Here is a 21,623-nt window from a genome sequence, read left to right on the forward strand (position 1 = left end):
TCCGAACGCGCCGGAACCGCCGCCTGCCCCGCGGCGTTCCGCCGCCGGACTGAAGGAGCGGGATATGCCGAACGCGAATGCGCCCAAGGACACCGGGAAGGGCACCGGCGAGTCCGGCTGGACCGAGCAGGAGAAAGGCCAGGACGCCTCCGGCCAGCCGGCCACGGCGACGGATGCAGGCGAGGCCGGCGACGCCAAGCCCAAGGGCCGCCCGAGCGACGACCGCGAGAAGACCGAGACGGCGGCGTCGGATACCGCGCGCGACGCCAAGCGCTGAAGGACCGAAGGCCGGGGGACGGCATTCTCCCCGCGCCCCTCATCCATTTCCTGGGCCCGCACCGGCCCCGCGGCAGGCGCCGGCTCAGGGGCGGAGGGAGCCAGGGAGGAAAGCGCGTCCCTCGACAACATTGCCGTGCCGCCCCACAAGGGTTCCGCCACGCGCAACCCCGCCCTGCGCATGCCGCCGTTGCGGCGCGGGCCCGGAGTCCGGCAGGTTTCCGCCATGTACAACCCGCCTGCCTTCCGCGAAGACCGCCCGGACATCCTGCACGGCCTGATCCGTTCGGCCCGCCTGGCGCTGCTGGTCTCGAACGGCGCCGACGGCGTGCCGAACGTGACCCACCTGCCGCTGGTGCTGCTGGAGGAGGAGGGCGTGCTGCTCGGGCACGTGGCCCGCGCCAACCCGCATTGGCAGGCGCTGCGCGCGGCCGGCCGGGCGCTGGCGGTCTTTCAGGGGGCGGAGGCCTATGTCTCGCCCAACTGGTATCCCTCGAAGGCCGAGCATCACCGCGTCGTGCCGACCTGGAACTACGAGGCGGTCCATGCCGAGGGCCCCATCGAGGTGATCGAGAACCCGGGCCGGCTGCATGCCATCGTCTCCATCCTGACGGACCGCAAGGAAGCGGCGCAGCCGCGGCCCTGGGCGGTGACGGACGCGCCGGAGCGCTTCGTTGCCGCGCAGTTGAAGGGGATCGTCGGCCTCTCGTTGAAGATCGAGCGGCTGGAGGGCAAGCGGAAGATGAGCCAGAACCGCGCCGAGCCGGACCGCGCCGGCGCCGAGTCGGGTCTGGCCGCGAGCGAGGACCCGCGCGACCGGGAAGCGGCGGCGGCGATGCGGGCCATGGTGGCAGGCGGCTGAGTCCTACCGCCGCGCCCGGAACAGCAGCGCCAGCCCGGCCAACGTCACCGCCCCGCCGGCCAGGTCGCCCGGCGCCAGCCGCTCCCCCAGCAGCGCCCAGCCGAAGACGCCGGCCAGCGGCGGGGCCAGCAGTTGCAGCGCCGCGGCGGTTGCCGGCGGCAGCCGCTCAAGCATGACGAAGTACAGCGCATAGCCGCCGATCCCGACCACAAGCACGCCATAGAGCAGCGACAGGACCAGTGTCGGGCTCGGCGCCGGCGGCAGCGCGGGCTCCGCCAGGCCGGCCAGCAGCAGCAGCGTCAGCGCGGCGACCGTGGTCTGCGCCGCATTGGCGGTCCAGGGGTCGATCCGCCGCCGCGCCGGGACGAAGGCGAGGATCCCCGCCGCTTGGCTGAGCGCCCCGCCGAGCGCGAGGCCGAGGCCCCAGACCTCCGCCGCGCCGACGCCGCCAAGGCCACGCCCGGCGCCGAGCACCGCCACCCCGAGCCAGCCGAGCCCAAGTCCGGCCCAGGCCAGTGGCGGCACCCGCTGCCGCAGCACCGCCACCTCGCCGAGTGCGACGAAGAGCGGCGCGGTCGAGGAGAGCAGCGCGACAAGGCCGGAGGGCAGCACGGTCGAGGCCTTCCACGCCCCGGCGAGATAGAGCGCCGAGCCGAAGACCCCCATGGCCGCCAGCCGCCAGGCATCGGCGCGGCCGGGCCAGACAGCCCGGCGCCAGGCGGCCACCGCCAGCAGGATCGGCGCGACGCAGGCGAACCGTGCCGCCAGCCCCCAGAGCGCCGGCCATTCCGGCACCACGCCCTTGATCGCGGTGAAGGCCGAGGCCCAGATCGCGACGAAGAGCAGGCCGAGGCCGAGGCCCGCCATTTGGTCAGTGCAGGCCGAGGGACTTTTGCGCCCGCCGCAGCGACCGGCTGAGCAGCAGCAGCGCCAGCGCCGGCAGCGCCACGCCGGAGATCCGCAGCCAATCCGGCGTAGTGAGCGCGGGCAGGTCCAGGCTGGCCAGCAGGATGGTGGCGAGCAGGGCGAGGATGCCGAGCACCCGCAGCAGGCGATAGAGCCGCATCAATGCGCCCCGCGGCGGGCCAGCGCCGCCTCAAGCGTATTCTCCAGCAGGCAGGCGATGGTCATCGGCCCGACCCCGCCGGGAACCGGGTTTATGGCCGCGGCGCGCTCCGCCGCCGCATCGAAGGCGACGTCGCCGACCAGCTTGCCGGCGCCATTGTGGTTGATGCCGACGTCGATGACCACGGCGCCCTCGCCGATCCACTCGCCGCGTACCATCTCGGCCCGGCCGACGGCGGCGACCAGGATCTCCGCCCGGCGGCATTCGGCGGGCAGGTCCCGCGTGCGGGAATGCGCGATGGTGACGGTGCAGTCGGCCGCCAGCAGCAGTTGCGCCATCGGCCGGCCGACGATCTGGCTGCGGCCGAGCACCACTGCCCGGGCGCCGGCAAGCCTTGCCCCGGCCTCCCGCAGCAGGTGCATGACGCCCTTCGGGGTGCAGGGGACGAGGCCCGGCTGCTGCGCCGCCAGCCGTCCTGCATTGACCGGGTGGAAGCCGTCCACGTCCTTGGCCGGGTCGATCGCGGCGATCACCATCTCCGGCCTGATCTGCGGCGGCAGGGGAAGCTGCACCAGGATGCCGTCCACCGCGGGGTCGATGTTCAGGTCCTCGACCAGCATCAGCAAGTCGGACTCCCTGGTATCGGCGGGCAGGTGGATAGTGGCGCTGTCGAAGCCGGCGGCCGCCGCGGCACGGTCCTTGTTGCGGACATAGACGCCGCTGGCGGGGTCGTCGCCGACCCGGACCACCCGCAGCCCGGGGCGGAAGGGCAGGGCGGCGATGCGCGCGGCCAGCTGCCCACGCAGGCGTTCCGCCACCGCCTTGCCGTCGATGATCCGTGCCGTCATGCCAATGCCTCGAGTCGGGACGCCAGCATCTCGGGATTGCCGGCGACAAAAACCAGCTTTTCCCGTGTCGCGAGCCCTTGTGCAACCTCCGCGGCAGAGGACGGCATGTCGAGCGCGCGGGCCAGGGCGGCGCAGACCGCCCGGTTGGCGCGGCCATCCTCCGGCGGCTCGGCCACCGCCAGCTTCAGCCGCGGCCCGTCCACCCCGGGGACGAGGCCCTGCAGCCCGGCCCGCCGCGCCCGCGGCTGCACCTTCACCCGGACGCTGACCCCGCCCGGCGCGGCCTGCCACCAATGGCTCACGGCGCCGCCCCGTCCCGCATTCAGAAGTACATGCCGCTCCGCAGCTCAGAAATACATGCCGCTCCGCAGCAGGGCATTCGCGGTGGCGCCCAGCAGCATCTTGCCGGCGGTGATCAGCAGCAGCACGGCCAGCGGCGCCAGGTCGACCGGGCCGAAATTCGGCAGCACGCGGCGCACCCGGCTGAACAGCGGCTCGGTCACCCGGTAGAGGAAGTCGGCGATGGTCCAGACCACCCGGTTGCGGGTGTCGAGCACCCCGAACTGGATCAGCATCTGAACGACAACCGCCAGCAGCACCGCCCACCACAACAGGTCGAGCACCGCGCTCGCCAGATAGAACACCACATCAAGGAACATCAGCCGGTCCCGCCAGAAACGCCGGCGCAACCTAGTGACGCCACCCCGCCGCGACAAGCGCGGGGGGCTAAGCGTCCCGCCGCGGGACCGGCGGGCCGCCCGGCCCGCAGCGCCGCCGCACGGCGGCAAGAAAGCCGGCCGCGGCGCTTGACCTGCCCCATCGGCTGGGGCATATCGCCGCTCCTCGCGGCACCCAACGCCGCGGCGGTGGTACGGGGCTGTAGCTCAGTTGGGAGAGCGCGTCGTTCGCAATGACGAGGCCAGCGGTTCGATCCCGCTCAGCTCCACCATCTACCCTCCCGTTTACCTCCATACCGAGCACCTCTCCGCGACCTTGCCGGCGCAGCTGATGCAGGCCCATGGCCACTGGCCCGGCATTTCTGTCGCGCAGGTCCGGGCCGGCCTGACACGCTTGCGGCAGCAAGCCTGTCGCCCTTGTGTAGCAGGCTCATCGATCGTGCGTCGCGGCACAGAACCCCGCCCCGGGTCCGGCGTAGGGTGCGGACATCGATCAAGGCTGGTGGTGCGCAGATGTTTGCCGCCGATGATCGCCTCGATATCCTGATCGACCGCTTCTACGATGCGGCCGTCGGGGTCTGCGGCTGGGACGCCGTGTTGCGCGAACTCACCAAGACCTTCCGTGCCGCCTTCGCCGCCCTCGGCATCGTCGGCCCGCAGACCCCCGGCCGTATCCTGCATACCGGCCTCGACCCGGTCCTGGTGGAACGCTACCTGCTGCGCCATGCCGGGCGGAACGAGCTCGCCCAGCGCACCGAGCACCTGCCGGCTGGGGCGGTGATCACCGATACCGGCCTCATGCCGAAGGACGAGTTCCGCCGGACCCGCTTCTACCAGGACTGCCTCCGGCCGCTCGGGCTCGACAGCCTGATGAACCTTCGCGCCGCGCGGCATGCGAACGGGCTGGCGGCCAATCTCTGCCTGTTCCGCACCGCGGAGCAGGGCGAGTTCGGTGGCGCGGAGGTCGCTGCCTATGAACGTTTGGCGCCGCATCTCTGCCGCGCCGTCGCGCTGCACCTGCGGGTTGCGGAAGCCGAGGGCGAGCGGCGCGCGCTGGTCGGTACGCTGGAAACCCTGCCGCGCGCCGCGTTGCTGGTCGACGGCGCGATGCGCGTGCTGCGGACCAACCAGGCCGGCGCCGGCCTGCTGGCCGCCCGCGACGGGCTGCAATCCGACCGCGCCGAAGGCGGCGTGCTGCGCGCCCGGCAGGTGGAGGAGACCGCGGCGCTGCGCCGCATGGTGGCCGCGGCGGTCGCCAGCTCCGGCCCGGCCGCGGCCCAAGGAAGCGAGGGCGCCGAGCACCTCTGCCTCTCGCGGCCGCCGCCGGCGCGGCCGCCGCTGATCGTCGCGGTGCTGTCGCTCGGCGCCGCCGGCGCCTCCTCGATGGGGCTGCCGCCCGAGGCCGCGGCGCTGCTGCTGGTGACCGACCCGGCGCAGCGGCCCGATCCGCCTCCGCTGTCCCTGCTGCGCGAGGCCTTCGGCCTGACCCGGGCGGAGGCGGAGGTGGCGGCGCGGGCCGGACAGGGCGAGGAGGTGACGCGGATCGCCGAGGCGCTCGGCATCACCCCGGGCACCACGCGGCTGCACCTGCACCGGGTCTTCGAGAAGACCGGTGTGCACCGGCAGGCGGAGCTCGCCCTGGTCCTCGCCCGGTTGCACCGCTGAGGCCGGGCCGCGGAAATATTTTTTTCGGCATATATCATTCATGCGACGCGGCCGCCCCATCGGCCGCCTAGCTTCCCCTCACCGGCGCATTGGACCGGTTGCCAGGGCCTTCCCCCGAGGACATCCCCCGCGGAGGCAGCGCCAGGGCCAGGGACGATTAAGACCAGACCTTACAGCCAGACCATTCCAGAACAATCTCGTGGGAGGACACCATGGCCCGCAGCACGACATTTGCATCCTTCGCGTTCCTCGCCGGTCTCGCGGCGGCCCCGGCGCTGGCCCAGGCACCAGCCGACCTCGCCTACCGCCCCGCCCAGGGTGTCAACATGCTGGGCGGCAACGTGGCGGGTGGCGGCGTCGCCACCATCAGCGGCGGCGGCGACGACGGGCTGATCACCTACAGCCGCGGCGGCGCGGGTGGCGGTGCCAGCTTCGACCGGCCCGGCCGGGTCGCCACCTTCGCCGGCAACGACGGCGACGGTCCGGCCTGGACCTATGCCGCCCCGGCCGAGGCGAGTCCCGGCCGCCAGGCCTGGATCATGGGCGGCGGCGACGACCGGACGGTGGTCTACGCCAACCCGTCGGGCCGGCGCTGAGCAGCAGCGCGGCAGATCACGGCGGCGGGCCTTCCGGCCCGCCGCCGGAACGGTCGGCGGCCGCGCGGGCGTCGGGCGAGGTCAGCAGCGTCAGCCGCAACCGCGCCGGATGGCCGGCGACGAGGTTGAGCGCCCCGGCCGCGGTGAGAACCTCGGTGCAGCCGTGCCGGGTGGTGCAGAGCCGGTCGCCCTCCACCCGCCAGCGCCATTGCGCCAGCGGCCGGGCTTCCCGTCCGAGGGCCAGGTAGGTCAGCGTGCCGTCGGCTGCCCAGGTCGAGAGGACATTCAGCGTCGGCTCCCATTCCAGGCCGCGCAGGGTGCGCCCGGCCAGTGCGGCGCGGATCTCCGCCCCATGCAGGCGGCGTCCCTGCGGCACCAGCAGCGGCGCGTCCGCCTCGAGCGCGTGCATCACCTGGTCGGGCGGCATGCCGACGGCGCAGGCCCGCGCCACCTCGAAGCCGCGGCTGATCGTGAGGTGGCGAGACGCCGCGGCGCCCCGGCCGAGATCCGGCCGGTCCTGGCCGGCGACCTCCGCGGCATGGACATGCAACCCGGTCCGCTGGGCCGCCGCAACCCAGGCGGTCCAGGCAGTGGCCGGCACCATCCGGTCCCGCCGGTCGCCGATGACGTAGATCTCGGCACCCGGCCGGATCTCGCCGATGCTGTCCAGCGGATCCGCAAGCTCGCCCGCCCGCATGGTGTAGCCTTCGGGCAGCGAGCCGTCCGGCCGCCGGTAATAGGCCTCGAGGTCGAGCGGCGCCGAGCCGATCACCGCGCAGGCGACGTCGCCGCGCCGCGCCAGCAGGTTGGCGACCACCGCCCCGCCGGAGGAGAAGCCGAGCAGCACCAGCTCCTCGATGCCGAAGCGGCGGCGCAGCGCGGTCAGTCCGGCATCGACCAGCGCGACCTCGGCCGTGGTGTGGCGGTCGCGCGCATGCTCGCCGGAGGAGCCCCGCATGCCCGGGCGGCCGAGCACCAGCACCGGCATGGCGCCGAGCGCGGCGCTGCGCGCCCGCGCCGAGGCGTGGCGCGCCGCGTCCGAGAGCTCGTAGGCCTCGCTCACCGTCTCGATCTCCGGTTGCCCGCCGGCCGTCCGGTAGGCGGCGCCGCCGGGGTCGCCGGGGATATAGACGATCGCCCGCCGCGCCGGCCGGGCCAGCCTGCCGGAGACGCGCAGGCATTCCGCCCGGCCCTCGGCGCGCACCCAGAGCCCGTCCGGCAGCGCCGTGCAGGCCGCCTCGGAGGCGGTGGCGCCCGAGATCAGCCCTTCCCGCGTCGCGGTATCGGCGGAGAAGCCGGGGGTGGGCGCCGCCGGCGCGACCGGCGCGGCACAGCCGCCGAGCCCGGTCAGCAGGAGCACGGCCGCGCGCCGCGCAAGGCGCCGGTGCTTCTGCATGGCGTGTCGCGGCATCGGGTGTCGGGGCGGCGGGTGTCTCGGCATGGGGTGCCGTGGCCTGGGGCGACGGGGCGGCGATTGATGCGGCGGCATAGTCGCCCGAATCCGCGCCGCCGGAACGCAATCCGGCGTCATCGGCCGAGGCTGGCCCGCCGGGGCCGCCCGCTCGTCCGCTACCGCGCCGCCATCACGGCCGGGCCATCACCGCAGCGATCGCCGTGCGCAGCCTTTCGGTCTGCAGCGGCTTGGCCTCGAACCGGTCCATTCCGGCGGCGCGGCATTTCGCCTCGGCTTCCGGCGAGGCATCGGCGGTCACCGCGATGATCGGCACCCGCGCCGCCGGGCCGGGCAGGGCGCGGATCGCCCGGGTGGCGGCGATGCCATCCATCCCCGGCATCATGATGTCCATCAGCACCAGGTCGTAGGCCCGGTCGCGCATCGCGGCGACCGCCGCGGCGCCGTCCTCCACCGCCTCCGGCCGGTGTCCCAGCCGCTGCAGCAGGGCCACCGCCACCGCCCGGTTCGCCGCGATGTCCTCGGCCACCAGCACCCGCAGCGGTGTGGCCGGCGCGGCGGAAGGCCCCTCCGGCACGGCGCGCAGCGGCAGCGCCACGCGGAAGATGCTGCCGGCGCCCGCCGCGCTTTCGACCGCGATGCTGCCGCCCATGCTCTCCAGCAGCAGCCGGCAGACCGCGAGCCCGAGCCCGAGCCCGCCGAATTGCCGGGCGGTCGAGCTGTCGCCCTGAGTGAAGGGCTCGAAGAGCCGCGCCCCGGCCTCCGGCGTGATGCCGATGCCGGTATCGGCGATGGTGATGGCCAGCTGCCAGCCGCCTGCCGCCCCCGCACCCGTCTCCGCCGACCCGGCGATGGCCACGGCGCCCAGGGCGATGCGGCCGGAGGGGGTGAATTTCAGCGCATTGTCCAGCAGCTTCAGCAGCACCTGGCGCAGCCGGTCCTCGTCGCCCAGCACCGCCTCCGGCAGTCCGGAGTCGAGCTCGAGCACGAAGTCGAGCCCCTTGGCCCGGGCGCGCGGCGCGACCTGCCAGGCCATGGCACGCAGCGTCTCCCGCGGGTCGAAGACCACCTCTCGCAGGGTGACCCGGCCGCGTTCGAGCCGGGAGACGTCGAGGATGTCGTCGACCAGGCCGAGCAGCTGGCGGCCGGATTCGCGCACCATCCGCAGGTCCTCGACCTGGTCCGGCCGCGGCTCGTGCAGCAGCAGCACGTCGGACAGGCCGATCACCGCATTCAGCGGGGTGCGCAATTCGTGGCTGACGATGGCGAGGAATTCGGTGCGGCTCCGCAATGCCGCCTCCGCCGCCAGACGGGCGGCCTCCTGCGCCTGCAGCACGGCATGCCGCGCCGTGACATCGGTGAAGGTGCGGACCGAGCGGCCGTCCTCGAGGAAGCGGACCCGCACCTCCAGCATCCGGCCGTCCCGGGTCGCGCGGACATAGGGCGGGTGCTCGGCCGCTCCGCGCACGAGGCCGGCGCCCGCCAGCGGCAGGGCCTCTGGCGCCGCGGCGAAGTCGCCGCGCTCCTGCTGGAAGCGCAGGATCTCGCGGATCGCCGTCCCCGGCCGCGTCAGTTCGGGCGGCAGGTCGAGCAACGCGCCGGTCAGGCTGTTGACCACCTCGACCCGGCCATCCGCATCGACCAGCGCGATGCCGAGCGGGGCGTTCTCGAAGGCGGCGGACAGGGCAGCGCGGGCGGCTTCCTGCGCCGCCAGCGCGGCGTGCCGCCCGGTGACGTCGGCATAGGTGCGGATGGTCCGGCCATCGGGCAGGAGCCGGGTCCGCACCTCCATCATCCGCCCGTCGCGGGTGGGACGCTCGTAGGCCTCGCGCGCCTCCGGCTCCGGCGCCGTCGCGGCCGCGGCGGCCGCCTCGGCCAGGATGTCCGGCACCGCGGCCAGGTCGTCGCGCGCGAGCTGCAGCCGGACGATGTCGAGGGCCGGCGTGCCCGGCCGGGCCAGGTCGGGCGGCAGGTCGAGCAGGTCGACCGCCATGCCGTTGATGAACTCCACCTGCTGCGCCGCGTCGACCAGCAGGATGCCGAGCGGGGCATTCTCGAAGGCGGCGACCAGCGCGGCCCGCGCCGCCGCCTCGGCCTGCAGCGCCTGGTGACGGGCGGTGACGTCGGTGAAAGTGCGGAGCACCCGGCCATCCGGCAGATGCGTGGTCCGCACGTCCATCACGCGGCCGTCGCGCAGCCGCCGTTCGTAGTCGGCGAGCGGCGGCTCCGGCCCCGCCAGCGTGGCGCGGGCGGCCGCCGCCACGGCTGGCGTCGTGGCGAAATCCCCGCGTTCGAGCTGGAAGGCCAGGATGTCCTGGATGGCGGCGCCCGGCTGGGCCAGGTCCGGCGGCAGGTCGATCAGCCGGACGGCATTGGCGTTGATGACCTGCACGCGCTGGTCGGCACCGATCAGCAGCACGCCGTGCGGCACGTTCTCGAAGGCGGCGGCCAGGGCGGCCTGCGCCGCCTGGGCCTGGTCGCGCGCCGCCGCCTCCGCCCGCAGCGCGGCGTGGTGCGCGGTGACGTCGGTATAGGTGCGGATGAAGCGCCCATCGGCGAGGAAGTTGGAGCGGACCTCGATCACCCGGCCATCGGGCTTGACCCGCTGGTAGACCCGCCCGTCGAGGCCCTGGGCGCGCATCGCCGCCCAGGCCTCGGGGATCGGCCCCTCGATCGGCTCGATCTCGCCGGCGGCGACCTGGTGCTCGATCAGCCGGGCGATCGGGGTGCCGGGCCGGGCGAGGTCCGGCGGCACGCCGGCCAAGTCGATCGCCGCTTGGTTGCAGAGCAGGATGCGGTCGTCGGGCCCGACCAGCATCACGCCATGCGGCACGTTCTCGAGCGCCGCCGCCAGTGCCGCCTCGGCCGCCAGGGCCTGGTCGCGCGCCACGGCGATGGCGGCGGCGGCGCGGCGCGGCGCGGTGACGTCGGTGAAGGTCCGCACATGGCTGCCATCCGCCGCATGGGCGGTGCGAATCTCGAGCTCGGTGCCGTCCGGCCGGGCGCGCAGCGTCACCACCGGCGGCCGGTCCGGCCCGCCGGAACTGTCCACATGGACATGCGGCGCCGGGCCGCCGCCGAACTCGCCCGTCGCCTCCTGCCAGGCGACGACGGACGAGATCGGGGTGCCGGGCACGGCGAGCCCGGGCGGCAGGCCCAGCAACTCGATCGCCCGCCGGTTCACCACCGCCAGCCGGCGCTGCGGGTCGATCATCATGATGCCCTGGCCGACATGCGCGACCACGGCTTCGAGTTGCGCCCGCGCCCGCCGGTCGCGCCGCCGCACATGCGCGACGCCCAGGCAGGCGCCGAGGATCAGCAGCGTCACCACCCCGCCCACCGCCAGCAGCTTGGCCCGGTCGCGCCGCGCCAGGGCGAGGGCGACATCGGCATCGGTGCCGATGGTGACGACCAGCGGATAGCCCTGCACCCGGCGATAGAGGAAGAAGCGGTCGATTCCGTCCACCACGCTGCGGTCGCGCCAATGCGCCTCTCCCGTCGTGGCGCGGATCTTCTCGATGGTGGCGTCCGGCAGGCGTAGCCCCAGCAGGTTGTCTGGCCCCGGCACCCGGGCGCGGATGATGCCGTCGTCGCCGACCAGGCCGACGGTGCCGCCCTGCAGATCCAGCCGCCGGTAGAGCCGGGAGAAGCTGTCGGCGTCGACCGCCAGCATGATGATCCCGGCGAGGGCCCCGCCGGCGTCGCGCAGCGGGCGGGCGAGGTTGATGGTGGGCCGGTCGCTGACCCTGTCGGTCAGCGGCGCGCTGATCTGCAGCCGGTCCTGCGCCGGGTTGCCGAGGATGGCGGCGACGTAGGGCCGGTCCCGCAGGTCCACCGGCGCGGGCAGCACGCCGTCGAGGATGCTGTGGACGAAGCCGTCGGGGCCGATGATCGCCGCCTGGACGAGGTCGGCGGGGGGATCGATGCCGATCCAGTCGCGCACGGTGAAGCCGGCGGGGTCGCGGGCCTGCAGCGCCGCACCGTAGCGCAGGATGGTCTCGATCGTGCGGAGCCGGCCGGCGATCTCGGCTTCCAAGGTGCGGGCGAGGATGGCGCCGGACTCCGCCGCCTGGTCGGCAGCGCGGCGGAATTCGGCGCGGATGCCGAGCCCGACCAGCAGCCAGACCGTGGCGACGAGCAGGGCGGCGAGGCCCAGCCCGGCCCTGTCCAGCCAGCGCGCGGGCCGGCCTACCTGAACTTCCGCCTCAGCCTGCAATCCCTGTCTCCGGACATGACCGGCCGGGTGGTCGAGATCTATGCCGAGATGCCCTCCCGCCAGGCTGCCAGGAGGGTGCGTGTATCACGTTGGTGTCATGTCTTCCTAACCAGAACGGGCGAGGGGATGGCCCCCCGCCCGCCCGGCCCGGAGCGGCCCCGGTCAGGCCGCCAGCCGTTCCGGCATCCGCGGCTCCAGCCGGTAGGCACCGCGGTCGGTCAGTAGCAACTGCGGGTTGGCCGGATCCGCCTCCATCTTCTGCCGCAGGCGGTAGATGTGGGTTTCCAGCGTGTGGGTGGTGACGCCGCTGTTGAAGCCCCAGACATCGGCCAGCAGCGTCGCCCGGTTCACCGGCGCGGCATTGGCCCGCAGCAGGTACTTCAGGATCCGGCATTCCTTGTCGGTCAGCCGGACCTTGCGGTTCTTGCCGGGGTCGAGCAGCAGGCGGACCGCCGGGCGGAACAGGTAGTGGCCGATGGTGAAGCTGGCGTCCTCCGAGTTGTCGAAGACGCGCAGCTGGGCGCGCAGCCGGGCCAGCAGCTCCGGCAGGCGGAAGGGCTTGGCGATGTAGTCGTTCGCGCCGCTGTCGAGGCCGCGGACGACGTCGGATTCGGCATCCGCGCCGGTCAGCATGATCACCGGCATCTTGCGGCCGTCGCGCCGGAGCCGGGCGCAGAATTCCCGCCCATCGGCGTCGGGCAGGCCGACATCAAGCAGGATTGCATCGTAACGAGAATCATTTTCGGCCAGCTTGCTTGCCGCTTCCGCTGCGTCGCAGGCCTCGTCGGCGATGAACTCGCCGTCCTGGGCGATCTGCTCCGCAAGCGTGGCGCGCAGGTCGGCATCGTCCTCGATGATCAGGATGGGACGGGCGAGGGTCATTTGGCTCTCTCCTTGTGTTGCGCGTACCGCGAGGACCGGATGCTGAGGCTAAAATGCAGCACCGATGCTCAACCTGTGAGATTGGATACGCGATTTTATGTGCGATGTGCCAAGGAATAATCCGCCCTTTGGCAACACGATGATGTGCGGAATCACACAGCCTGTTTGTTTAGACAAGTGAAGTATTGTCGCCGTCTGCGGAGCCCAGAAGGCGGCAAAGCGGCGAAGTCGCGGCAGCGACCACCTGGTCCGGCCGGCGTTGCATTGCGGCATCACCAGCGGACCCCACCCACCCCATGGATCCCTATATCGTCCTGCTCGCCGGCACCGGCGCGCTGATCCTGCTCGTCGCCTGGTTGCCCATGGCGCTGAAGGAACTGCCGCTGTCGCTGCCGATGTTCTGTGTCGCATTCGGCTTCGCCGCCTTCAGCCTCTCGGCCGGTGACACCCCGCATCCCCTCCACTACCCCGCCGTGACCGAACGCCTCACGGAGCTTGTGGTTATCGTGGCGTTGACCAGCGCCGGGCTGAAGCTCGATCGGCGCCTGGCCTGGCGGTCCTGGATGCTGACCTGGCGGCTGCTGGGCTTCGCCATGCCGCTCTCGATCGCCGGGATCGGGCTGGTCGCGCATTGGCTGCTCGGGCTCGGCCCGGCCGCGGCGCTGCTGTTGGGGGCGGCGCTGGCGCCGACCGACCCGGTGCTGGCCGCCGATGTCCAGGTCGGCCCGCCGCGCTCGGGCGAGGAGGACGAGGTCCGCTTCACCCTGACCGCCGAGGCCGGGCTGAACGACGGGCTCGCCTTTCCCTTCGTCAACCTCGCCATCGCGCTGGCGCTGAACGACGCGCTGGTCGGCGACTGGGCCTGGGAATGGGCCGCGGTCGACGTGGCCTGGAAGCTCGGCGCCGGGATCGCGGCCGGCTGGGCAGTGGGCTCGGCACTCGGCTGGCTGTCCTTCCACATGCCGAACCGGGCCCGGCTGTCGCGCACGGGGGACGGGTTCGTGGCGCTCGGCGTCACCTTCCTCGCCTATGGCGTGACCGAGCTGGTGCACGGCTACGGCTTCCTCGCGGTCTTCGTCGCCGCGCTCAGGCTGCGGTCGGCCGAGCGGCACAATCGCTACCACGACCGGCTGCACGACTTCGCCGAGCAGACCGAGCGGCTGCTGATGATGGTGCTGCTGGTGCTGTTCGGCGGCGCGCTGGCCGGCGGGCTGCTCGACCCGCTGGACTGGTGGGGCGTGCTGGCGACGCTGGTCTTCCTGTTCGTGGTGCGGCCGCTGGCCGGGCTGGTCTCGCTGCTCGGCGTCGCGGCGCCATGGGACGAGCGCGCGGCGATCGGCTTCTTCGGCATCCGCGGCCTCGGCAGCTTCTACTACCTGGCCTATGCGCTGAACCAGGCGCCCTTCGGCCATGGCGAGCAGCTCTGGGCGGTGCTCGGCCTGACGGTGCTGGTCTCGATCGCGCTGCACGGGGTAACGGTGACGCCGGCGATGCGGCTGCTCGATGCCAAGCGGCGGCGGCAAGGCGTGCTGCCGCTGGTGCGGACCTGAGGGAGCGGCAAAATGGCGGGTGCACGCGAGCGTCACCCGCTGGCGCTTGGCGCCCCGGCAGCGGCGTGCCTAGCTAGGATGCACAGCAGAGGAGAGCCGCGCATGTCCGGCACCCAATCGCCGTCGCCCAACCTCTCGCCGAGCCTCACCGGGCATTTCCCGCTGGTCCGCCTGATGGCGCGGGGCTGGTGGGTCTTCGTGTTGCGCGGGGTGGTGGCGATCCTGTTCGGCCTGGTCGCCTTCCTGGCGCCGGGCCTCAGCCTCGCCTTCATCCTCGGCATGCTGGCGGCCTGGATGGCGATCGACGGCGCCTCGACGCTCTACCAGGCGGTGAAGGGCCCACCGGAGCGGCACGGCGTCTGGTTCTGGGTGGACGGCCTCGTCTCGCTCGCCGCCGCCGCCATCCTGCTGCTGGCGCCAGGGCTTTCGGCGCTGACGCTGGTCTATGTCGCCAGCTTCTGGAGCATCGCGATCGGCGTCTTCCGGCTTATCATGGCCTTCCGGCTCGGCAGCATCATCATGGGGCTGTTCGGCGCCATCACGGTGTTCTTCGGCACCTGGCTGCTGCTGAACCCGGGGCCGGGCCTGCTGGCGCTGATCTGGATCGTCGGCATCGAGGCGATGGTGGCGGGCGGGCTGATGATCGGCCTCGGTTGGCGGTTGCGGCGGGTGGCGAACGACCCGCACGGGCCGGCGATGGGGCGCGGCTAAGGCGATGCCCATGGTGGCCCGGGGCGTTGCCGCCCCGGGGCTTTCCGGCGAGCATGCGGGCACGTCGGAGAGATCGTTTTGCCCGAATCCCCACTGCCCACGCTCGTCCCCAGCCGCCGCGACCTCTTCCTCGGCTACCTGAAGATCGGCCTCTTCGGCTTCGGCGGCGTCGCCGCCTGGGCGCGCCGCGTCATCGTCGAGGAGCGGCGCTGGCTGACCGAGCGCGAATATGCCGAGGTGCTCGGCCTCGGCCAGGTGCTGCCGGGGCCGAATGTCGGCAATGCCGCGGTGATGATCGGCCGGCGCTTCCACGGCCTGCCCGGCGCGCTGCTGGCGACCGCCGGGATCTATTGCGCGCCGCTGGTGATCCTGATCGCGCTCTGCCTGCTCTACGACCGCTACGGCCAGCTGCCCGCGGTGGCGCCGGCCATGGCGGGCATCGCCGCGGCAGCCGCCGGCATGGTGATCGGCACGGCCTTCAAGATGGTCGGCAAGCTGAAGCTCGCGCCGGAGGCGATCGTGCTGCTGATCCTGGCCGCCTTCGCCGCGGCCTGGCTGCGGCTGCCGCTGCCGCTCATCGTGCTGGCGCTGGCGCCGCCGTCGATCGCCGCCTCGCTCTGGCGGGCCGGGCTGATCCTGCGCAGCGAGACCGCCCGATGACCCTGCTGCTGCAGATCCTGGCCACCTTCTCCATCCTGTCGCTGGTCGCGGTCGGCGGCGCCAATGCCGTGCTGCCGGAGATGCACCGGCAGCTGGTCGAGCTGCGCGGCTGGCTGGACGACGCGTCCTTCGCCCAGCTCTATGCGCTGGCCCAGGTGGCGCCGGGGCCGAACATCCTGGTCGCCAGCGTGATGGGCTGGCGGATCGGGTCCTGGGGCGGGATGGCGATGGCGACCGTGGGCATGCTGCTGCCGGCGGCCGTGCTGGCCTGGGGCGTGGCGGGGCTGACCCACCGGCTGCGCGGCGCGCCCTGGCTGAAGCCGGCCCAGGGGGGCCTCGTGCCGATCGCGGTCGGGCTGCTGCTGGCGGCCGGGCTGGTGATGGCCGAGGCCTCGAGCCAGTTCGGCCTGCTGCCGCTTTTGGTGGTGGCGGTGTCGAGCGTGTTCGTGTGGCGGACGAATTTCAGCCCGCTCTGGGTGCTGGTCGGCGGCGGCGTGCTGGGGTCGATCCTGCTGCGCTGAAGTCAGGGAGGGAAAGAGTAGTCCCTGCCCGAACTCCTACCGTCCCTTCCGCGGGCCGGGCGTCCGCCGCGCAGCGAATGCGGGCTCATGGAAACGGATGAGGGGTTCGGGGAGAATACCTTGTCCCCGATCCTCCTTGTCCTCAGAACAGCGGGATCGCCCCGACCAGCACCCCCGCTGCCAGCATCACCGCCGCCATGCCGAGCGCCCATGGCAGGGTGAAGCGCTGGTGCGCGCCGAAGTCGATCTCGCAGAGCCCGACCAGCAGGTAGGTGGAGGCCACCAGCGGGCTCAGCAGGTGGACCTGCTGCCCGACGAGCGAGGCGCGGCCGATCGCCTCGGCGCTGTGGCCATAGGCGGCGCCGGCCTCGGCCAGGATCGGCAGGATGCCGAAGTAGAAGGCGTCGTTCGAGATCAGGAAGGTGAAGGGCAGGCTGACCAGCGCGGTGATCAGCGGGATGAACTGCCCGGCGCCCTCCGGGATGATGGCGGTGACGCTTTTCGCCATCGCATCCACCATGCCGGTGCCGGACAGGATGCCGGTGAAGATGCCGGCCGCGAAGATGAGCGAGACGACGGCCAGCACGTTCGGTGCATGCGCGGCGATGCGGCGCTTCTGCTCCGCCAGGTCGGGATAGTTGATGACCATGGCGATGGCGAAGCCGATCATGAAGAGCACCGGCAGCGGCAGCACGCCGAGCAGCAGGCAGGCCATCAGTGCCACGGTCAGGCCGAGGTTCACGTAGAGCAGGTGCGGCCGACGCTCCGGCGGCAGCGGCGCCACCGTGTCGACCGTGCCGCCGAGCGGGGTGGCGACGTCGTCGAGCCCCGGCAGAACGACCACGCCGATCCGCGCGCGTTCCCGCCGGCCGAGCACCCAGGCGACGAAGACGGCGAAGCCGAGGCAGGCGACCATGGTCGGGATCAGCGGGACGAAGAGCGCGTTGACGTCAACATGCAGCGCGCTGGCGGCGCGCGCGGTCGGGCCGCCCCAGGGCGTCAGGTTCATGTTGCCGGCGGCCAGCATGATGACGCAGGCGGCGTAGAGCGGGTTCATCCCCAGTCGGCGGAACAGCGGCAGCATGGCCGTGGTGGTGATGATGTAGGAAGTCGAGCTGTCGCCATCGAGCGAGACGACGGAGGCCAGCACCGTGGTGCCGATCATGATCCGCACCGGGTCGCCCTTCACCAGCCGCAGCACGGTGCGCGCCACCGGGTCGAACAGCCCGGCATCGATCATGATGCCGAAGTACAGGATGGCGAACAGCAGCAGCACGCCGGTCGGCGCCAGGTTGCGGATGCCGGCGATCATCATCGGCCCCATGGTGCCGCCGAAGCCGCCGATCAGGGCAAAGGCGATCGGCACCAGGATCAGCGCCAACAGCGCCGAGAGCCGGTCCGTCATGATCAGCGTCATGAAGACCAGCACCATGCCATAGGCGAGCAGTGTCAGCATGCATCCTCCCCGGCCGCCGCCATGCGAATGGACCGCATGGCGGCCAGGCGGGGCATTGCCCTTGGGTCCGGCGCGGCGGCCGGCCCTTGTGCTTTTGCCTAGCGAACCCCCCCGGTCGCCACAAGATGCCGCCTTCGTTTCAGAACGCGATCCGGGTGCCGAGATACAGGCTCCGCCCCTCGCCGGGATAGAAGACCGCGGTCGAGACCTTGCTGGCATCGGTGATGGTGCCGAGGTCGGAGACGTAGCGCTTGTTCGTCAGGTTCCGCGCGTCGAGGAAGACCGAGACGCCCGGCCCGACCGTCACCCCCGCTTCCAGCCCCAGCTTGATGTAGCTGTTGGCGCGGAGGGTATTGGCATAGTCCGCCCAGGCGCCCTGCGGCACCCAGTCCAGTGCCGGCCGCACGAAGAAGCGGTCGGGCTGCGCATAGGCGAGGGTGGTCCGCAGCACGTGCGGCGGCAGGCCGGCAATGCGGTTGTCGCCATACTGGCGGTCGGCGCGGAAGCGGAAGTCGTTGAAGGTCCAGACCTGGCCGAGGGTGAGGCGATCCCCCGCCGCCAGCAGCCCCTGCCACAGGTCGTAGCGCCCGGCCAACTCGATCCCCTGGTTCACCGTTGTGCCGGCGTTGAAGGTGCTGGCGGGGATCGAGGGATTGACCGTGTATTGCAGCAACTGCCCGCGCAGGTTGCTGCGGAACAGCGTCGCGTCCCAGCTGCCGCGCTCGAAGCGGCCGCGGGTGCCGAGCTCGACCGTCCAAGCCCGCTGCGCCTGCAGGGGTACCCAGAGCGGTTGGTTGTTGACCGTCTGCAGCTGGTCGGAAAAGTCGGGCACGTCCTGGCTGCGGGTGATGTTGGCGAAGGCCTGCACCTCCGGCCGCGGCTGCCAGAGCAGGCCGAGCTTCGGGTTCAGCCCGTCATAGGTGCGGCTGTACTGCTGGTTGGTCAGCCGGTTCTCGTAGTCGCGCTCGTTCCGCAGCGCCTTCGCGCCGGCGACCAGGGCGAGGCCGGGCAGCACCCAGAGCCGGTTCTCGAGGAAGGCCTCGTAGTTCTGCGCCCGCTGCACGCCGTTCGCGGTCAGCGCGCCGCGCGAGCCGCGGTTGTTGACGTATTGCAGCGCGTCGTTGGTGCCGGCGAAGTAGCGGCCGCCGACCACCAGGTCGTTCCTCAACCCGCCGACCGTGAAGGCCTGGGTCCAGCGCGGCGCGATCCCCCAGGTCAGCCCGTCCTGGTCGAGCACCTGGAAGATCGGGTGGTAGAGCGACTTGTGGATCACCCAGCTGTCGAGGTCGAGCTGCCCCGCATCCAGCCGGACCGTGGTGCGGTTGGCGAAGCGCTCGACCTGGACGTTGCGCGCCTGGTTGCCCGAGAGCGCCTGCGCATTGGCGATGCGGGGCGTGTTCAGCGCCTGGCCTAGCGTCAAGGCGCCGGGCAGCAGCTGCCGCGTGCCGTAGATGCCGGCATAGAAGCGCGTCTCGACGGTGTCGGAGATGCGGTAGCCGACATTCGCGTTGAACTGGTCGTAGCTGCCGCGGCTGTGCTGGCGCCAGCCATCGGTCGAGAAATGGGAGAAGTTGGCCAGCGCGTCGGCCTCGCCGAGGATCCGCGAGACCTGGCCGGAGAGCCGCCAGGTCCCCCAGACCCCAGCCTCGGCGCGGAGGATGTTCGGCGCCTCGGCGGTATGGGCGGTCGGGGTGGTGAAGTTGATCGCGCCGCCGAGGGTGGAGGCGCCATAGGCCAGCGCATTGCCGCCGGGGAAGACCGCGGCGCTGCGCAGCGCCAGCGGGTCGATCTGGTAGAAGTCGCCGCTGCCGTCGGCCAGGTTCACCGGGATGCCGTCCTGCAGCACCTCGAGCCCCCGCAGATGGAAGCCGCGGGCGATGCCGGAGCCGCGGACGGAGAGCCGCAGCTCCTGCCCGTAGCGGTCCTGCACGAAGAGGCCGGGCGTATCGGACAGCACGTCGCGCAGGGTGAAGGCGCGGCGGTTCCGGAACTCCTCCGCCTCGATGAAGCGGGCAGCGGCGGGCGTCTGCTCCACCTGCTTCCGCTGCTCGGCGACGGAGGGGGCGGTGAGCGATCCCGGCGCCCGTCCGACCACCTCCAGTTCCGGCAGCGTGGTGACCGGCTCCTGGCCCGTCCCCTGGGCCAGCACCGTGGCCGGCAGCAGGGCGAGCAGCAGCGCCCCGCCGGGGGCGCGCGTTTGGACTGGCATGGCGATCTCCTGACGACGGTAAGCCAGGCCGCGGCGCGGCGTGGCAGGCGTGGCGTCAGGCGATGGGCGGCGCGCGCGGTTGTTGCGGCGGGGCGCGGGCGGGGGAGGGCGGCAGGCCGGCGACCCTGGCCGTGCGGTCCGCGGCGAAGTAGCGGAAGGCGGTGGCGGCGACCCTCGGCGCCTCCGGCCCCGGGGCGGCGCTGCCGGGGCAGAGCGGGCAGCTGTCATGCGCCGCGGGAGCCGGCGCGCGGGGCTGGCCGTCCTCGCCGATCACCAGGGTGCGGAGGCCCTCGGCGCCGCAGATCTCGATGGAATGGCCGCCGCCGCCGGTCGCCAGGGGAGCAAGGCAATGCGCGAAGGCCGTCCCCCACTGCAGCGACAGCAGCAGGGCGAGCACGACCCTGAGGGTTGGCGCGCGACGGACCATTGCGCGGCTATGCCGGATCGGGCGGCGCAAGTCACCCCTGCCGCGATGGCAATTGACCGGCGCCGGCATCCGCAGGACTGTCCGGCCATGCCCGACGACCAGCCGCTGCCCGCCCCTCTCCTCGACCGCCTCGCCGCCCTGCTCGGCCCGCGCGGGCTGCTGACCGACCCCGCCGACCTTGAGCCGCACCTGGCCGACTGGCGCGCGCTGTACCGCGGCCGGACCCCTTGCGTCGTCCGCCCCGGCTCGGTCGCCGAGCTGGCCGAGGCGGTGAGGCTTTGCGCCGCCGCCGGCACCCCGCTGGTGCCGCAGGGCGGCAATACCTCGATGGTCGGCGGCGCGACGCCGGACGAGGGCGGCCGGCAGGTCGTTGTCTCGCTCGCCCGGCTGAACCGGATCCGCGACATCGACCCGCTCGACATGACCATGACGGCCGAGGCCGGCCTGGTGCTGAAGGCGGCGCAGGATGCCGCGGCCGGCGCCGGGTGCCTCTTCCCGCTTTCGCTGGGCGCCGAGGGGACGGCGACGGTCGGCGGCGTGCTCTCGACCAATGCCGGCGGCAACACCACGGTGCGCTACGGCAATGCCCGCGACCTGATGCTGGGGCTCGAGGTGGTGCTGCCGGACGGCCAGGTCTGGAACGGCCTGCGGCGGCTCCGGAAGGACAATACCGGCTACGCGCTGCGGCACCTTTTCGTCGGCGCCGAGGGGACGCTCGGCTTCATCACCGCGGCCGTGCTGCGGCTCTTTCCCCGCGCCCGCGAATCGGAGGTCGGCTTCTGCGCGGTGCGGGACGAAGAGGCCGCGCTGGCGCTGTTCCGCCGCTTCCGCGACCGCGACGAGGGCGCGGTTCGGGCCTTCGAATACATGTCGGGCGAGGGCGTCGGCTTCTACGCGAAGCATATCGAGGGCGGCAACGTCCCGCTACCCGGCCATGCCCATTACGTGCTGGTCGACCTCGCCTCCTCCCGGCCCCCCGAGGGAGGAAACACGGGGCTGCGCGCCCTGCTCGAGGCGGTGCTCGAGGAGGCGATGGAGGCGGGCGAGGTGCTCGACGCCGCAATCGGCGAGAGCGAGGCGCAGCGCGCCGCCCTCTGGCGGATCCGCGAGGAGCACCCGGAGGCGCAGAAGCGCGAGGGCGCCAGCGTGAAGAACGACGTCTCCGTTCCGGTGAGCAAAACCCCGGAGCTGATCCGGCGGTCGTCGGAAGCCTGCGCCCGGCTGATCCCCGGCATCCGCCCGGTGCCCTTCGGCCATCTCGGCGACGGCAACATCCACATGAACCTGGAACAGCCGGTCGGCATGGACGGGGCCGCCTTCCTGGCCCGCAGCCACGACATCATGGAGACGGTGAACGAGGTGGTGCGCGACCTCGGCGGCAGCTTCTCGGCCGAGCACGGGATCGGCCGGCTCAAGACCGACATGATGGCGGATTGGCGCGGCGGGGCGGAGTTGGACCTGATGCAGCGGATCAAGGCGGCGGTCGACCCGCAGGGCCTGATGAACCCGGGAAAGGTGCTGCCCTAGCGGCGGTACCGCCCGGCTGCCGCCGCGGCCCGGGCCCGGCGCTTCGGCCACACCTGCGGCCTC

General features: G+C 72.7%; 20 protein-coding genes and 1 tRNA gene. 10 read left to right on the top strand and 11 right to left on the bottom strand.

The features are described from left to right. The first annotated feature begins 64 nt into the window (after positions 1-64). Both E2C06_RS12500 and E2C06_RS12505 read left to right on the top strand, forming a co-directional pair. Positions 65-277, top strand: coding sequence for a hypothetical protein (locus tag E2C06_RS12500; protein WP_133288941.1), 213 nt, complete (start codon positions 65-67; stop codon positions 275-277). Between the two features lie 225 nt (positions 278-502). Next, a complete protein-coding gene (locus E2C06_RS12505) occupies positions 503-1,138 on the top strand; it encodes an FMN-binding negative transcriptional regulator (RefSeq protein WP_133288942.1) in 636 nt (211 codons plus the stop codon). A gap of 3 nt (positions 1,139-1,141) precedes the next feature. Here E2C06_RS12505 and E2C06_RS12510 read toward each other — a convergent pair whose 3' ends face one another. Genes E2C06_RS12510 through E2C06_RS12530 form a run of 5 tightly spaced genes read right to left on the bottom strand, consistent with a single transcriptional unit; the run spans position 1,142 to position 3,711 of the window. Further along, complete coding sequence (locus E2C06_RS12510) at positions 1,142-2,005, bottom strand: DMT family transporter (protein WP_133288943.1); 864 nt, start codon at positions 2,003-2,005, stop codon at positions 1,142-1,144. Between the two features lie 4 nt (positions 2,006-2,009). Then, a complete protein-coding gene (locus E2C06_RS12515) occupies positions 2,010-2,204 on the bottom strand; it encodes a hypothetical protein (protein ID WP_133288944.1) in 195 nt (64 codons plus the stop codon). Beyond that, positions 2,204-3,052, bottom strand: a complete 849-nt coding sequence (gene folD / locus E2C06_RS12520) for a bifunctional methylenetetrahydrofolate dehydrogenase/methenyltetrahydrofolate cyclohydrolase FolD (protein WP_133288945.1) — start codon at positions 3,050-3,052, stop codon at positions 2,204-2,206. Before folD ends, E2C06_RS12515 begins: the two co-directional genes overlap by 1 nt. Next, complete coding sequence (locus E2C06_RS12525; RefSeq protein ID WP_133288946.1) at positions 3,049-3,354, bottom strand: DUF167 domain-containing protein; 306 nt, start codon at positions 3,352-3,354, stop codon at positions 3,049-3,051. The genes folD and E2C06_RS12525 overlap by 4 nt, the downstream gene beginning before the upstream one ends. Positions 3,355-3,399: 45 nt before the next feature. Further along, a complete protein-coding gene (locus E2C06_RS12530) occupies positions 3,400-3,711 on the bottom strand; it encodes a YggT family protein (RefSeq protein ID WP_133288947.1) in 312 nt (103 codons plus the stop codon). A 214-nt stretch (positions 3,712-3,925) separates the two neighbouring features. Here E2C06_RS12530 and E2C06_RS12535 point away from each other — a divergent pair. The 3 genes from E2C06_RS12535 to E2C06_RS12545 all read left to right on the top strand — a co-directional run bounded on the left by E2C06_RS12535 (position 3,926) and on the right by E2C06_RS12545 (position 5,990). Beyond that, positions 3,926-4,001, top strand: a tRNA-Ala gene (locus E2C06_RS12535). 241 nt (positions 4,002-4,242) lie between these two features. Continuing rightward, the gene (locus E2C06_RS12540; protein WP_133288948.1) at positions 4,243-5,394 is read left to right on the top strand and encodes a helix-turn-helix transcriptional regulator; all 1,152 of its coding nucleotides are present in this window, start codon (positions 4,243-4,245) and stop codon (positions 5,392-5,394) included. Between the two features lie 212 nt (positions 5,395-5,606). Beyond that, positions 5,607-5,990 (top strand): hypothetical protein, encoded by a 384-nt coding sequence (locus tag E2C06_RS12545; protein WP_133288949.1) that lies wholly within the window; start codon positions 5,607-5,609, stop codon positions 5,988-5,990. Between the two features lie 16 nt (positions 5,991-6,006). On the opposite strand, the gene E2C06_RS12550 is transcribed toward E2C06_RS12545, so the two are convergent. The 3 genes from E2C06_RS12550 to E2C06_RS12560 form a co-directional block, all read right to left on the bottom strand. Continuing rightward, positions 6,007-7,350 (bottom strand): alpha/beta fold hydrolase family protein, encoded by a 1,344-nt coding sequence (locus E2C06_RS12550; RefSeq protein WP_133288950.1) that lies wholly within the window; start codon positions 7,348-7,350, stop codon positions 6,007-6,009. Between the two features lie 223 nt (positions 7,351-7,573). Further along, complete coding sequence (locus E2C06_RS12555; RefSeq protein WP_133288951.1) at positions 7,574-11,617, bottom strand: PAS-domain containing protein; 4,044 nt, start codon at positions 11,615-11,617, stop codon at positions 7,574-7,576. Positions 11,618-11,779: 162 nt separating this feature from the next. Continuing rightward, a complete protein-coding gene (locus tag E2C06_RS12560; RefSeq protein WP_133288952.1) occupies positions 11,780-12,499 on the bottom strand; it encodes a response regulator transcription factor in 720 nt (239 codons plus the stop codon). A gap of 296 nt (positions 12,500-12,795) precedes the next feature. On the opposite strand from E2C06_RS12560, the gene E2C06_RS12565 reads away from it, so the two are divergent. The 4 genes from E2C06_RS12565 (at position 12,796) to E2C06_RS12580 (ending at position 15,941) form a co-directional block, all read left to right on the top strand. Continuing rightward, a complete protein-coding gene (locus E2C06_RS12565) occupies positions 12,796-14,049 on the top strand; it encodes a cation:proton antiporter (protein ID WP_133288953.1) in 1,254 nt (417 codons plus the stop codon). A gap of 102 nt (positions 14,050-14,151) precedes the next feature. Further along, complete coding sequence (locus E2C06_RS12570; RefSeq protein ID WP_165982357.1) at positions 14,152-14,760, top strand: HdeD family acid-resistance protein; 609 nt, start codon at positions 14,152-14,154, stop codon at positions 14,758-14,760. 78 nt (positions 14,761-14,838) lie between these two features. Beyond that, positions 14,839-15,420 carry a chromate transporter gene (locus tag E2C06_RS12575; RefSeq protein ID WP_165982358.1) on the top strand — a complete coding sequence of 194 codons (582 nt, stop codon included), beginning with the start codon at positions 14,839-14,841 and terminating at the stop codon, positions 15,418-15,420. Next, positions 15,417-15,941: a chromate transporter gene (locus tag E2C06_RS12580; protein ID WP_133288956.1), complete on the top strand. Its 525-nt coding sequence runs from the start codon at positions 15,417-15,419 to the stop codon at positions 15,939-15,941. Before E2C06_RS12575 ends, E2C06_RS12580 begins: the two co-directional genes overlap by 4 nt. A 142-nt stretch (positions 15,942-16,083) precedes the next feature. Here E2C06_RS12580 and E2C06_RS12585 read toward each other — a convergent pair whose 3' ends face one another. The 3 genes from E2C06_RS12585 to E2C06_RS12595 all read right to left on the bottom strand — a co-directional run bounded on the left by E2C06_RS12585 (position 16,084) and on the right by E2C06_RS12595 (position 20,033). Next, the gene (locus tag E2C06_RS12585; protein ID WP_133288957.1) at positions 16,084-17,397 is read right to left on the bottom strand and encodes a CitMHS family transporter; all 1,314 of its coding nucleotides are present in this window, start codon (positions 17,395-17,397) and stop codon (positions 16,084-16,086) included. 139 nt (positions 17,398-17,536) lie between these two features. Then, positions 17,537-19,606 carry a TonB-dependent receptor family protein gene (locus E2C06_RS12590; RefSeq protein WP_133288958.1) on the bottom strand — a complete coding sequence of 690 codons (2,070 nt, stop codon included), beginning with the start codon at positions 19,604-19,606 and terminating at the stop codon, positions 17,537-17,539. A gap of 55 nt (positions 19,607-19,661) precedes the next feature. Further along, positions 19,662-20,033, bottom strand: a complete 372-nt coding sequence (locus E2C06_RS12595) for a DUF2946 family protein (protein WP_133288959.1) — start codon at positions 20,031-20,033, stop codon at positions 19,662-19,664. A gap of 87 nt (positions 20,034-20,120) precedes the next feature. On the opposite strand from E2C06_RS12595, the gene E2C06_RS12600 reads away from it, so the two are divergent. Then, a complete protein-coding gene (locus tag E2C06_RS12600; RefSeq protein ID WP_133288960.1) occupies positions 20,121-21,560 on the top strand; it encodes an FAD-binding oxidoreductase in 1,440 nt (479 codons plus the stop codon). Positions 21,561-21,623: the final 63 nt, after the last annotated feature.

Source organism: Dankookia rubra (assembly GCF_004355005.1).
In the GTDB taxonomy this organism is placed as follows: domain Bacteria; phylum Pseudomonadota; class Alphaproteobacteria; order Acetobacterales; family Acetobacteraceae; genus Paracraurococcus; species Paracraurococcus ruber_A.